Annotated in this window: 11 protein-coding genes; all 11 read right to left on the bottom strand. The window is 68.4% G+C overall.

The genetic code is table 11. The annotated features are described in order from the left end of the window. Nucleotides 1-68 precede the first annotated feature (68 nt). Nucleotides 69-851 carry a prepilin peptidase gene (locus ABEB17_RS10850; RefSeq protein ID WP_345716710.1) on the bottom strand — a complete coding sequence of 261 codons (783 nt, stop codon included), beginning with the start codon at nt 849-851 and terminating at the stop codon, nt 69-71. 63 nt (nt 852-914) lie between these two features. Further along, nucleotides 915-3,035: a hypothetical protein gene (locus tag ABEB17_RS10845; protein WP_345716709.1), complete on the bottom strand. Its 2,121-nt coding sequence runs from the start codon at nt 3,033-3,035 to the stop codon at nt 915-917. A 14-nt stretch (nt 3,036-3,049) separates the two neighbouring features. Then, nucleotides 3,050-3,772, bottom strand: coding sequence for a PulJ/GspJ family protein (locus ABEB17_RS10840; RefSeq protein WP_345716708.1), 723 nt, complete (start codon nt 3,770-3,772; stop codon nt 3,050-3,052). A 1-nt stretch (nt 3,773) separates the two neighbouring features. Then, on the bottom strand, nt 3,774-5,096 hold the full coding sequence (locus ABEB17_RS10835; protein ID WP_345716707.1) for a type IV pilus modification PilV family protein: 1,323 nt from the start codon (nt 5,094-5,096) through the stop codon (nt 3,774-3,776). Between the two features lie 188 nt (nt 5,097-5,284). Then, nucleotides 5,285-5,746 (bottom strand): prepilin-type N-terminal cleavage/methylation domain-containing protein, encoded by a 462-nt coding sequence (locus ABEB17_RS10830; protein WP_345716706.1) that lies wholly within the window; start codon nt 5,744-5,746, stop codon nt 5,285-5,287. Between the two features lie 181 nt (nt 5,747-5,927). After that, complete coding sequence (locus tag ABEB17_RS10825) at nt 5,928-6,362, bottom strand: type II secretion system protein (protein WP_345716705.1); 435 nt, start codon at nt 6,360-6,362, stop codon at nt 5,928-5,930. Between the two features lie 177 nt (nt 6,363-6,539). Beyond that, nucleotides 6,540-6,971: a type II secretion system protein gene (locus ABEB17_RS10820; protein ID WP_345716704.1), complete on the bottom strand. Its 432-nt coding sequence runs from the start codon at nt 6,969-6,971 to the stop codon at nt 6,540-6,542. Nucleotides 6,972-7,133: 162 nt separating this feature from the next. Further along, on the bottom strand, nt 7,134-8,354 hold the full coding sequence (locus tag ABEB17_RS10815) for a type II secretion system F family protein (protein WP_345716703.1): 1,221 nt from the start codon (nt 8,352-8,354) through the stop codon (nt 7,134-7,136). An 11-nt stretch (nt 8,355-8,365) separates the two neighbouring features. Further along, on the bottom strand, nt 8,366-9,670 hold the full coding sequence (locus tag ABEB17_RS10810; protein WP_345716702.1) for a type IV pilus twitching motility protein PilT: 1,305 nt from the start codon (nt 9,668-9,670) through the stop codon (nt 8,366-8,368). Nucleotides 9,671-9,779: 109 nt separating this feature from the next. Further along, nucleotides 9,780-11,444, bottom strand: a complete 1,665-nt coding sequence (locus tag ABEB17_RS10805; protein WP_345716701.1) for a GspE/PulE family protein — start codon at nt 11,442-11,444, stop codon at nt 9,780-9,782. Nucleotides 11,445-11,554: 110 nt separating this feature from the next. Further along, nucleotides 11,555-12,421: a shikimate dehydrogenase gene (locus tag ABEB17_RS10800; protein ID WP_345716700.1), complete on the bottom strand. Its 867-nt coding sequence runs from the start codon at nt 12,419-12,421 to the stop codon at nt 11,555-11,557. Between the last annotated feature and the right edge of the window lie 4 nt (nt 12,422-12,425).

Below are 12,425 nucleotides of genomic sequence, written 5' to 3'. Positions count from 1 at the left end.
CGCCTGGCGGCCCTCTACGTGGGGCCGTGTCAAAGGGAGAATCGGGCTGGGGTGGGCGGAACTTGAGCCTAGATTCCGATCATTCCTCGATAGGCCTCAACGAGGCGCTCCCCCACGAGGACGGCGACCATCGCACCGGCCAGCATGAAGGGTCCATAGGGGATCTTGCTCTTGCGCCCGGCTCGGCCGGCGAGCATGAGGACGATGCCGTACACGCCGCCCAGCAGGAAGCCGGCGAAGGCACCGAGCAGGAGCACGCCCCAGCTCAGCCAGCCCAGGTAGATGCCGAGGACACCCGCCAGCTTGACGTCCCCGAAACCCATGGCACCGGGCTTGATGAAGATCAGCAGGAAGTATCCGGCGAACAGGGCCGCGCCCCCGAGGACGGCGCGAAGCAGGTCGTCCCAACGGTTGTCGAGGACAGCCGGCAGGAGCAGCAGCACCAGGGCCACCGCGTACGACGGCAGCACGATGGCATCCGGCAGCCGGCGAACGTCGATGTCGATCATCGTGAGCGCCACCGTGATCGCGGCCAGGTAGAGGTAGGCCGGCAGCTGCCAGTCCGCGCCGAACCTCAGCGCCACCACCGCGAACAGGACCGCGGTCGCCAGCTCCACCAGCGGGTAGCGCGGGCTGATCGGGTTGCTGCAGTCGCGGCAGCGGCCGCGCAGCAGCAGCCACGAGAGCACCGGGATGTTGTCCCGCTGCCGGATCGGGTGGTCGCATCGCGGGCAGTGGCTCGGCGGGCTGACCACCGACTCGCCCCGCGGCACGCGCCAGATCACGACGTTGAGGAAGGAGCCGATCGCCAGGCCGAAGGCGGCTGACACGATCACGACGAATGCGGTCACGGACAAAACCCTATCGATGGGACGACGGTGGCCCCGGCGAGTCGCCGGGGCCACCGTTTCACGTCACTGGCCGACGTACTTGGGCTTCAGCTCGCCGGTGGTCGCCGCGGACCACGTGGCGTTCGTCCACTGCGGGAAGTACGGCGGTGACGAGAACTTCAGCCGCGGGTCGTACTTGTAGTCCTTGGTGTAGCCGGTGTTGCCGGAGGTACCGACCGCACCGCGCCACCGCTGGGCGATCGAGCCGCGGACGGAGAGCTTGCCCAGCTTGTCGCCCTGGTTGTACGTCTGCACCCAGAAGCTGTGCTGCAGGGTCTGGATGGACGCGTACACGAACCGGTTGCCGGTGGAGCTGGTCTGGTTCGGGTAGGCGAGGTCATCGAGGCTGCCGCCACTGATGTCCTGGTCCTTGGTCCAGGTGCACGTCGTGGTCTGTGCGGCAGAGGTGGGCGTGGTGGACGGCGTGCTGCCCACCGTGCCGCTGCAGGTGATGCCGCTCCGGTTGCTGTTCACCGCGGTGGTGCCGGTGCTCAGCGTGGTACCGGTACGCACGACCGGGTGGTAGACGACCACCGAGTTGGCGGCGACCAGGCCGACGATGTTGGTGCCGGTCGGGTCGGCCGGAGCCGTCGTCCCGTCCACCAGCAGGTCGCCGGTGACGACGATGTTGTTCTCCGCGGCGATGGTCACCCGGCCCTTGACGGTGCCCTCGACGTAGACGTTGCCCTGTCCGCAGTTGAAGGTCACGTAGTGCGAGGAGTCGGACGTCGACACCGTGTCCGCCTGGGTGCCCTGGTTCCAGGAGTACGTCGTCTTGCCGCCGCTCGTCGTCGACTTGACGGTGAACTGCTCCACCGACTTCGTCGCCTGCTTGCCCGGCCACCAGTAGTTGACGTCGGTGACGCCCTGCTCGGTGGTGCCGGTGCCCTGCGGGATGACGTCGTTGCTGGTGCTGCCCGACGACGTGCCGTTCACGACCTCACCGGCGGCGCAGGTGTTGCTCGCCCCGGTGTTGCGGACGTAGATCACCTTGTCCGTCGGGATGGGCACGTTCTGCTTGTTGGCCGTGGACGGTCGGGGGTCGCTGCCGTTGGTCGGCACCATCTTCGTGGCGTCGCCGCAGTTCGTCCCCGCCGGCGTGTTCGGCCCGGTGAGCGTCTTGCCCGAGCTCGAGGTGTTCCAGATGTCCATCGTGCCGTCGCTCTTGAACCGGATCCGGGTGTCGCCGTAGTAGACGCAGCCGGGGTAGCTGGCGAACTGGTCGCTGTTGTCCGGCAGCTGCTTGATCGGGGCGAACACGGAGCCCTTGCTGCCCACGTTGGGCGCTCCTCCGCTGCTGCTGCGGTAGCAGTAGCCCTTGGTCGTGGCCTTGGCCGGCACGCAGTTCGGGTCGCTGGTCTCGTAGCCCTGCAGGAACTGCGGAGCGGGACTGCCCGACCCGATCAGCGGCGTGTCGTTGAAGTGCACCCGGCCGTTCAGGACGTCACCAGGGGCGAACTGGATCTCCGAGCAGCCTCGACGCCCGCTCGTGGTGGTCGGGTCGGTGACCAGCGTGCTGGGGTTCTTGGTCTTCTCGTACCAGTACAGCGCGGTGTCGCTGCCGTCCTTGCCGCAGGCGGTGGTGGGCGTGCTGGTGTAGGAGACCTGGTTCGCGGGGTCCGCGTCCTCGAAGTCGGTGTAGTACAGGAAGTCGGTGGACCCACCGCGCGCGACGCGCACGTCCAGGGTCCGGTACTCGCTGCGCACCTTCCCCGTCGCGGTCAGCCGGACGCTACCGGCCTCGTAGGAGGGCGTGTAGTGGAACTGGCCCGCGGCGGCGTCGCCGGGCTTGACGTTCTGCCACCCGACGACCGTCGTGCTCCCGGTGTTCCAGGGACAGGAGTTGGTCGGGGCGTCCGGGCCCTGCATGGCGATGTTGGTGCAGTCCACGGAGAGTGCGTAGCTGTCCGCCTTGTTCAGCCGCGACACGTAGTCGTCCACGCCGGCCTGGGCGGCCGCCAGGGCGGCGTTCCAGTCCTGCGAGTGCCTCGCCTGGGGGGCGACCTGGGCCGCGTAGGCGAGCGTCGCCAGCATCAGGGTGCTCATGACGAACCCGATGGCGAGGACGGTGACCATCGCGAAGCCGGAGTCGTCACCGGAGCCCCGGGCTGGGGTGCCCAGGCGGAAGCGCAGCTGAGAGAGCATCTCGGGTCCTTCGGTCATGGCGTTGCCGTGGCGGTTGCGGTGGACTGTTCGAGGGAGTCCGCGTTCGGCATCGTCACGTGGGTGACGATGGTGCCGCCCTTGACTTCCTTGCTGGACTTGATCGTCAGCACGATGTTGATGCTGTTGACGTCGGCCAGGGTGGTGCCGGTGATGGGCACGCTCAGCTGCCCGCCCGAGTAGTCGTAGTAGGTGAAGATCGGGGCGGTCGCGGAGGCGACGACGTTGCGCGCGACGGTTCGCGAGTACGCCTTGCAGGTCGCCGAGATCGGTGCGCAGTAGGTGTAGTTGTAGTCGTCCGCGGCGTGCGCGTTCGGCGGCTGCACGGTCTCGGTCAGCGAACCGTTGGCCGCGAGGGCGTACGTGACCTTGCTCGGGCCCACCGTGTTGGCCGGGTTGTTGATGTTGGCGAAGAACGACACCTTGTTCCAGTCACCGCTGAGGAACGCGGCGTCCTGGCAGTCGGTGCAGGTGCCGAGGATCTGCGACGGAAGCACCGCGGTGCGCAGGTTCTTGGTGATCGTGTCGCCAGCGACCTTGGCCTGCTGCGTCTGGTCCAGGCGGCCGATGTTGCCGCGGACGGTCTTCTGCGTCCCGATCAGCGCGCCGAAGGCCAGCGCCGAGATGACCGAGAGCAGGAGCATCGTGGTCAGCATCTCGACCAGCGTGAAGCCCTCGTCGAGCCGCCGACGCGGCAGCCGCAAGCGGAGCACGGTCATGTCAGGTCCCCATCTGCACGTTGACGGTCTGCGCGGTCGTGGTGCGGGTCACGCCGGTAAGCACGGGCCAGCCGGCGGACGGTGCCGTGCCGCCGACGACCTGGAAGCGCCAGGAGCCGGTGAGCACCGACGTCTTGAGCTGGCCCGAGGTGTTGGTCACTCCCAGCACCAGCGGGTTCTCCGCGGCGGAGCACCCCGTCGCCGTGAGCGGGTAGGCGACGACGGAGGCGTTGACCTGGTTGACGCCCAGGAGCGTCACCCGGACGGTGACCGGCACGAGCCGGTGGGTCGCGGAGGCCGAACCGCCGGGCGGCACCACCACGCCGGCCGGGTGGCTGGTCGAGGCGGTGTTGCACGTCCCCGGCCAGGACTCGTAGCCGCTGCTGTACGGCCACAGGCCGGGGATGGTGGTCGTCGCGCCCGTGGACGCGATGGTCCGGGTCTGCGCGCTCCCGGTGATCCCCGGGTTGTAGATCGTCAGCGGCGGCAGCGTGGTCGGCGGCTTGTACCCCGCGGTCACGTCGGACGCGTTGAGCGCCATGGTCAGGGACAGGGAACCGGCGAGGTCGTAGGAGATCGGGGCCGGGATGACGAAGCTGCCACCTGAAGCCACCGCGACCGAGCGGGTCGCCGAGGCGTTGCCGTTCGGGTCGCTGTACCCGGACTTGGTCACCGTCGCGGTGTAGCTGAACGGGTAGCTGGCCGGGGAGACCGGGAAAACGGCGCAGCCGTCGTCCGCCGTCGGGCGGGTAGCCGTGAAGGACCCGCCGGCCAGCGTGACGGGCATGTTGCCCTCACCGATGCCGCCAGCGTCGATCACCTTGACGGCGACGAACGAGATGGTCCCCGACACGTTGCCCTTGGGCGGCGTCAGGATGGTGTTCGACTCGACCGGCTGGGTCGAGCCCATGCGGTCCCAGGTGACCTTCACGTTCACCGCCAGGACGGGGTAGGTCACCGCGGAGCCACCGTCGCAGGGGCTGGAGCCGGGACCGGCCGGCAGCCACTCCACCGTGCGGGTGACCGTGAAGGGGACGCCGTCGATCTTCATCGGAGCCGAGGCGCCGCTGAGCGGGTGCGGGTTGACTGCGGTGGCGGTGGCCGACAGGTCCTGCGGCCCGGTGGGCGAGGAGCTGAACTCGTGGCGCACGATCTCCATCTCGCGTGACGCGAGGTTCGCCCCCTGCACGCGCATCCGGTTCTGGCCGGTGGTGTTCAACGCGCTCTGCAGGCCGTAGGCGACCGCCGTCGCGATGATCGTGAAGATCACCATCGCGAACAACAGCTCGACCAGGCCGAAGCCGGTGTCGGAACCAGTCCGCACCAGGCGCCACCGTCGACGCAGGTCCATGCCCACCACCCACTCACCCAGCCGGGGCGGGTCGCCACCGGTCGCTGTTGACACTGTCGGCGCTCTGCTGGAGGACCTTGAGACGACCGAACGGGTGCTTTCTCGGGACATGCGAAGCGGGGCCGGCCCCGAAGGGCCGACCCCGCCGATGAAGCGTCAGATCAGCAAGCGGTGTTGCCGAGGCCGCCCGCGAGGCTGTTGTACGTGATGACGTTGCCCGAGGACTTGGCGTTCGTGCCGGTCAGGCAGAAGCCCTGCGCGTCGGTGGCGTCGGTCGCCGCGACGACCGCGCCGCCGGTGCCCTGCTTGACGAGCTTGAGGGCCACGACGTTGTTGGAGCTCAGCTTGACGTCGGTGGAACCAACGGTGACCTTGTTGGTGCCGGCCGTGTTGGTGGCGACAGCGACGTAGGCCTGGTTGTCGGTGTAGTAGGTCTCGAGCTCGTTGGCGACCGTGCGCAGGTCGGACTTGATCGAGGTGTCGACGGCCTTCTTGCGCTGGTTCAGGAACACCGGGATGGCGATGGCCGCGAGGATGCCGATGATGATCATGACGACCAGGAGCTCGATCAGCGTGAAGCCGCTGTCCTTGTCCTCCGCCGCCTTGCGAATGCGAGCGAGCATGTGATTCGTCCCTTCGAGACGATCGATGTGGAGGGACGAACCCGGGCGGGCCACCTCCGATGACAATTGATGCATCGGCCACGGGCACAACGACTTGAGCATCCAAATGGAGGAATCTGCGGGACGACGAAAGCGGGGCCCCCGGACGTGTCCGGGAGCCCCGCTTCAGCAGAGCGAGTGATCAGCTGCAGGCAGCGGTGCCCTTGGGCTGCAGGCCGCCCTGGTCGCTGTCGTAGTACCAGTCGCCGGTGCCCTTGGCGTTCTCCGCCTTCAGGCAGAAGGTGCCGGCGAGGATGCCCGTGCCGACGGTCGTCGTGACGGTGATCTTGTTGCCCTTGGTCAGCTTGATGGAGTTGCCCGTGCCGACCAGGACCGCGTCGGTGCCAGAGGCGTCCGCCGGGTAGTTCTGGTTGTCGGTGTAGTAGGTCTCCATCTCGTTGGCGACCGTGCGCAGGTCCGACTTCATCGAGGTGTCGACGGCCTTCTTGCGCTGGTTCAGGAACACCGGGATGGCGATGGCCGCGAGGATGCCGATGATGATCATGACGACCAGGAGCTCGATCAGCGTGAAGCCGCTGTCCTTCTCCTCCGCCGCCTTGCGAATGCGAGCGAGCATCTGATTCGTCCCTTCGAGACGATAGGTGTGGAGGGACGAGCCCGTAGGCCACCTCCGATGACGAGAGAAGCATCGACGGCCATGGCCAGGACTTGAGCGGCCGAATGGCTGACACCCGCCGACGGCAGTGGGGGCCCCGGTTCCTCCGGGACCCCCACGCGGGTGTGTGCTCGTCCGTCAGCTGCAGGCGGTGCCCTTGGCCTGGAGGCCGCCCTGGTCGCTGTCGTAGTACCAGTCGCTCGTGCCCTTGGCGTTGGACGCCTTCAGGCAGTAGCTGCCGTCGACCACGCCGGCGCCGACGACGACCGTGATGTCCACGGTGTTGCCCTTGGTCAGCTTGACGGCAGTGGTGCCCACGTTGACCGTGTCGGTGCCCGAGGCGTTGGCCGCCGGGTAGTTCTGGTTGTCGGTGTAGTAGGTCTCCATCTCGTTGGCGACCGTGCGCAGGTCCGACTTCATCGAGGTGTCGACGGCCTTCTTGCGCTGGTTCAGGAACACCGGGATGGCGATGGCGGCGAGGATGCCGATGATGATCATGACGACCAGGAGCTCGATCAGCGTGAAGCCGCTGTCCTTCTCCTCCGCCGCCTTGCGAATTCGTGTGAGCATGTGTCGCCTCTTCTTGACGATGTTGACGGGAGGGTCGAGCGGGTCCACCACGCATTGACAAGCAATGTGTCGACAACTCCAAGATCCACTTGAGCACCCATCTGGCTGAACGCGGCAGGGCCCCGGCAACTCGCCGGGGCCCTGCAGTGCGGTTGGTCCGGATCAGCTGATCAGGTTGAAGACCCCGAAGATCGGCATGTAGAGCGCGACGATCATGGAGCCGACGACGGCACCGAGGAACGCGATCATCAGCGGCTCGATGAGCGAGGTGAGGGCCTCCGTGGTGGCCTCGACCTCCTGGTCGTAGAAGTCGCTGATCTTCACCAGCATGTCGTCCAGCGCACCGGTGTCCTCACCGACGGCCATCATCTGCACGACCATGGGCGGGAAGACCGCGTGCTCGGTCAGCGGCCGGGCGAGCGAGTCACCCTGACGCACGGACTGCTGGACGGCGCGCACGGCCTTCGCGACGACCTCGTTGCCGCTGGTGTCGGCCACGATGTCGAGCGCCTGCAGGATCGGTACACCGGACTTGAGCATGGTGCCCAGGTTGCGGGTGAAGCGGGACAGCGCGATGCGCTGCACCAGCGAGCCGAACACCGGCATCTTCAGCATCATCGGGTCGACGATCTCGCGGACCCGCTGCTGGTGCTTGATGCGCCCCCAGCCGACGCTGAGCGCGATCAGGCTGATCAGGATCGGGATGCCGCCGACCTTGAGCACCGACGACAGGAACACCAGGGCCCGGGTCGGGGCCGGCAGCTGGGCGCCCATGTCCGAGAACATCTTCGCGAAGATCGGGACGATGAACAGCAGCATGCCGATGACCGCGAGGATCGCCATCACGAACACGACGACCGGGTAGGTCATGGCGGACTTGATCTTGCCGCGCAGCTTGACCTCGGCCTCGAAGTTCTCCGCGACCTGGATGAGCACCGCGTCCAGGAAGCCACCGACCTCGCCGGCCCGGGTCATGTTGATCATGATGGGCGGGAAGATCCGGGGGTGCTTGGCCAGCGCGGACGACAGCGACTGCCCGGTCTCGACCTCGCCGCGAACCTCGCCCAGCACGCTCGCCAGGGTCTTGTTCTCGGTCTGCTCGGCCAGGATCGTCAGGGCGCGGAGCAGCGAGAGCCCCGAGTTGATCATGGTCGCGAACTGGCGCGCCATGATCGCAAGGTCCTTGGTCTTGACCTTGCCGCCGAGGCCGGGGATCTTCAGCTCTTTGTTCATCCCCGCGTTGGCCTGCGTGATGCTGACCGGCGCGTACCCGAGGGTCTTGAGCTTCTGCACCACCTGGCCCTGGTTCTCAGCGTCCAGGGTGCCCTTGACCAGCTTGCCGTCGCGGTCGCGGACGGCGTACTCGAACGTCAGTGTCGCCATGTGTGTTGTCCTCAGATCCGGCCGAGCAGGCGGTTGAAGTCCTCGACGTGGTGGCACTTCTCCAGACCGTGTTCGTACGTGATCTGGTTGGTGCGCACCAGCTCTGCGAGGTGCTGGTCCATCGTGTGCATTCCGTGCTTCGCCCCGGCCTGCATGGCCGAGTAGATCTGGTGGGTCTTGCCCTCGCGGATCAGGTTGCGGATCGCGGGGGTGGCGACCATGACCTCGGTGGCCACGACGCGGCCCTTGGCGTCCCGGGTCTTGCAGAGGGTCTGGCAGACGACGCCCTGGATGGCGCCGGCGAGCTGCACCCGGACCTGCTGCTGCTGCTCGGACGGGAACACGTCGATGACGCGGTCCATCGTCTGCGCGGCGTCCTGGGTGTGCAGCGTGGCGAAGACCAGGTGACCGGTCTCGGCGGCGGTCAGCGCCACCGAGATCGTCTCGAGGTCACGCATCTCACCGACCAGGATGATGTCGGGGTCCTGTCGCAGCGCGTGCTTCAGCGCGTTGCCGAAGGACTTGGTGTCCTCGCCGACCTCACGCTGGTTGACGATGCAGCCCTTGTGGCGGTGCAGGAACTCGATCGGGTCCTCGACCGTCATGATGTGCTCGTGCCGGGTGCGGTTGGCCAGGTCGACGACACCCGCGAGGGTGGTCGACTTGCCCGAACCGGTCGGCCCGGTGACCAGCACGAGGCCACGCGGCAGGCCGGCAAAGTTGTTCACGGCCGGCGGGATACCGAGGGCCTCGAGCGGCTTGATCTCGTAGGGGATCAGGCGGAAGGCCGCACCCAGCGCCTCGCGCTGCCGGTAGACGTTGACGCGGAACCGGGCCCGGCCCGGGACGGAGTAGGCGAAGTCCAGCTCGAGGTCGGTCTCGAAGCGCTCGCGCTGACGCTGCGAGAGCATCGCGTAGATCGCGCGCTGCAGCACCGGCGGGGTCAGCACGGCGTGCTCGCCCATCGTGCGCAGCTCGCCGCGCAGCCGGATCATCGGCGCCGCACCCGAGGTGATGTGCAGGTCGCTGGCGCCCGTCTCGATCATCTCGATGAGCAGGTCGTTGATGGCCAGGTCGTGCTCGAACACCTGCTCGGTGCTGGTGCGCGCGTAGGCCTGCGGGGCCGCCTGGGTGGGTGCCACCGCCGGGGCCGCAGCGTGCGCGGGCGGGGCAGCGTGCGCGGGCGCGGCCACCGGCACGGGCGCCGCGGCGACGGGTGCCTGCTGGGCAGGAACAGACGCCGTCACAGGCGCGTAACCGGCCGGCGTCCCAGCTGGAGCGAACTCCGGCACGTACGGCTCTCCGACAGTGCTCACGGCACTCCCCTCATGGCAGGCTCGTCGCCTGCATGGCGGTCGAGCTGGATGCTTCACAGCCGCTATCGGCACACCCCGGCACGGTCTTGAGCCGTGAGGGCGACACCGGTCACACGACGACGCGCAGGACCTCTTCGATGGACGTGACGCCGTCCAGCACCTTCAGCCAGCCGTCCATGCGGAGCGTGGTCATGCCCTCGGCCCGCGCGGTCTCCCCGATCACCGCGGCCGAGACCCGCTCGACGGTGTGCCGCTCGATGGTCTCGGACACCTTCATGACCTCGTGCAGCGCGACCCGGCCCTTGTAGCCGGTCTTCGCGCAGGTCGAGCAGCCCACCGGACGGTAGAGCACCGGCAGCTCCTCCCCCGGCGTCCACGGGAAGCCCACCCGCTCGAGGTCGGCCGGCTCCGGCTGGAACGGCTCCTTGCACTTGCTGCACAGCCGGCGGGTCAGACGTTGGGCCAGCACGCAGTCCAATGCCGAACCGACCAGGAACGGCTCGATGCCCATCTCGGTCAAGCGGGTGATGGCGGACGGCGCGTCGTTGGTGTGCAGCGTGGTCAGCACGAGGTGGCCGGTGAGGGCGGCCTCGACGGCGATCTGCGCCGTCTCGTGGTCGCGGACCTCACCGATCAGGACGACGTCAGGGTCCGAGCGCAGGATGGAGCGGAGCGCCGCGGCGAAGGTCAGGCCGGCCTTGGCGTTGACCTGCACCTGGTTGATCCCGGGGAGCCGGTACTCGACCGGGTCCTCGACGGTGATCACGTTGACCTCGGGCTTGCTCACGATGTTCAACGTCGCGTACAGGGTGGTCGACTTGCCCGAACCCGTCGGGCCGGTCACCAGGATCATGCCGTACGGCTTGACGAAGCTCTCGCTGTACCGCTCGTAGTTGCCCGAGGAGAAGCCGAGGTCGTTCAGGGTCAGCCGCGCGGTGGAGTTGTCCAGGATGCGCATGACGACCTTCTCGCCCCACACCGTCGGCAGGGTGGCGACGCGGAGGTCGATCTTCTTGCCGTTGGTGGTGACGGAGAGGCGACCGTCCTGCGGGATGCGGCGCTCGGCGATGTTGATGTCCGCCATGATCTTCAGCCGCGAGATGACGCCGCTCTGGATCGCCTTGGGCGAACGCATGATCTCGTGCAGCACGCCGTCGATGCGGTACCGCACCCGCAGGTCGTGCTCCCCCGGCTCGAGGTGGATGTCGGAGGCCCGGTCCTGGATCGCCTGGGTGATCAACAGGTTGACGTACTTGACGATCGGCGCGTCCTCGGTGATCTCCTTCACCTTGGACAGGTCCTCGTCGTCCTCGACGAGGTCCAGGGCGTTGGTGATGTCGTCGAGGTCGGCGTCCGCGCGGTAGTAGCGATCGATCGCCCCGAGGACGTCCGCCCGGGTCGCGACCGCGGGACGCACGTCCAGCCCGGTCATCGAACGGATGTCGTCGAGCGCGAAGACGTTGCCGGGGTCGGCCATCGCGACCAGCAGCTTGCCGTCGTCGGTGTAGCCGATGGGCAGCGCGTTGTGCCGGCGGACGACGGCACCGGAGATGCGCGCGGTGGCGGCGGCGTCCACGGGGTACTCGGTCAGGTCGACGAAGGGCAGGCCGATCTGCTGCGCGAGCGCGCTGACCAGCTGCGTCTCGGACAGCACGCCCTGCTCGACCAGCACGCGGCCGAGGCTGCGACCGGCCCGCTGGTGCTCCTCGAAGGCAGCAGAGAGCTGCCCCTCGCTGACGAGCCCGTCCGCGAGCAGGATCTCGGCAAGCTGCATGAGTCGAGCACGCTCCCCTGTGGCCGTGGTCCGGTGACAAGACGTGACATCGACCGTGACGGTGGTCACCTTGAGCGACGACGCCGCCCGGTTGAGGGGAAGGAACCCGTTCAGCCCCGGTTGGGGTCGTTTGCGTCGCGCTCGGTGACCGAACGCAGCGCCGCCTCCCCCGCGGCGCGCATCGCGGCGACGTCGGGGTCGCTGCCCGTCATCAGGGCGACCTGAGCGACCGCCTGGTGCAGCAGCATGGCGAAGCCGCTGACCGCCTGACCGCCCCGCTCCCGCCAGGCCGTCGCGACCTCGCTCGGCCACGGGTGGTAGCTGACGTCGAGCAGCAGTCCGTGCACGGCGGCCGGCAGGACCGCCCGGACCTCCTCGTGGGCGTCCGACGGCACCGAGCTGACCACCACGTCGGCCCGCTCGAGCAGCGCCGGCGCGTGCGACCAGGCCACCAGGTCGACGCCCACACCGAGCGCCCGACCCGCGGCGACGACGTCCACGGCCCGTTCCGGCGACCGGACGACGACCTGCGGGCGGGCGCAGCCCAGCCGGCCCAGCGCGGCCACGGCCGAGGCGGCGGTGGCACCGCCGCCGAGCACGACGCCGCGCGCGCACGAGGTCAGGCCGCCCTCCAGCAGCGCGGCCCGGACCCCGTGGACGTCCGTGTTGTGGCCGCTGGGGGCCCGTCCGGCGTGGAACAGGACCGTGTTCACCGAGCCGGTCGCCGCAGCCAGCTCGGACACCTGGCCCAGCACCGGCTGCACCCAGCGCTTCAGCGGCATGGTCAGCGACAGCCCGGCCCAGGAGACGTCCCGGGTCGTCACGAAGCGGCGCAGGTCGTCGGGCGCGTCGATCTCGATGGCGTCGTACTGCCAGTCCGGCAGGCCGAGGCTGAGGTAGGCGGCGCGGTGCAGCACCGGGGACAGCGAGTGCGCGACCGGTGAGCCGAGCACGGCCGCCCGGTGCGCGCCGCTCATGACC

Origin of the sequence: Angustibacter luteus, assembly GCF_039541115.1 — a bacterium.
In the GTDB taxonomy this organism is placed as follows: domain Bacteria; phylum Actinomycetota; class Actinomycetes; order Actinomycetales; family Angustibacteraceae; genus Angustibacter; species Angustibacter luteus.
The sequence above is the reverse complement of the archived record's forward strand: the minus strand, read 5'-3'. Positions and strand labels throughout refer to the sequence as shown.

Excerpts from the sequence above, each read along its gene's own strand:
- ABEB17_RS10825 (WP_345716705.1), bottom strand. The coding sequence starts at position 6,362 with ATGCTCGCTCGCATTCGCAAGGCGGCGGAGGAGAAGGACAGCGGCTTC.
- ABEB17_RS10800 (WP_345716700.1), bottom strand. The coding sequence starts at position 12,421 with ATGAGCGGCGCGCACCGGGCGGCCGTGCTCGGCTCACCGGTCGCGCAC.
- ABEB17_RS10845 (WP_345716709.1), bottom strand. The coding sequence starts at position 3,035 with ATGCTCTCTCAGCTGCGCTTCCGCCTGGGCACCCCAGCCCGGGGCTCC.
- ABEB17_RS10830 (WP_345716706.1), bottom strand. The coding sequence starts at position 5,746 with ATGCTCGCTCGCATTCGCAAGGCGGCGGAGGACAAGGACAGCGGCTTC.
- ABEB17_RS10805 (WP_345716701.1), bottom strand. The coding sequence starts at position 11,444 with ATGCAGCTTGCCGAGATCCTGCTCGCGGACGGGCTCGTCAGCGAGGGG.
- ABEB17_RS10820 (WP_345716704.1), bottom strand. The coding sequence starts at position 6,971 with ATGCTCACACGAATTCGCAAGGCGGCGGAGGAGAAGGACAGCGGCTTC.
- ABEB17_RS10815 (WP_345716703.1), bottom strand. The coding sequence starts at position 8,354 with ATGGCGACACTGACGTTCGAGTACGCCGTCCGCGACCGCGACGGCAAG.
- ABEB17_RS10840 (WP_345716708.1), bottom strand. The coding sequence starts at position 3,772 with ATGACCGTGCTCCGCTTGCGGCTGCCGCGTCGGCGGCTCGACGAGGGC.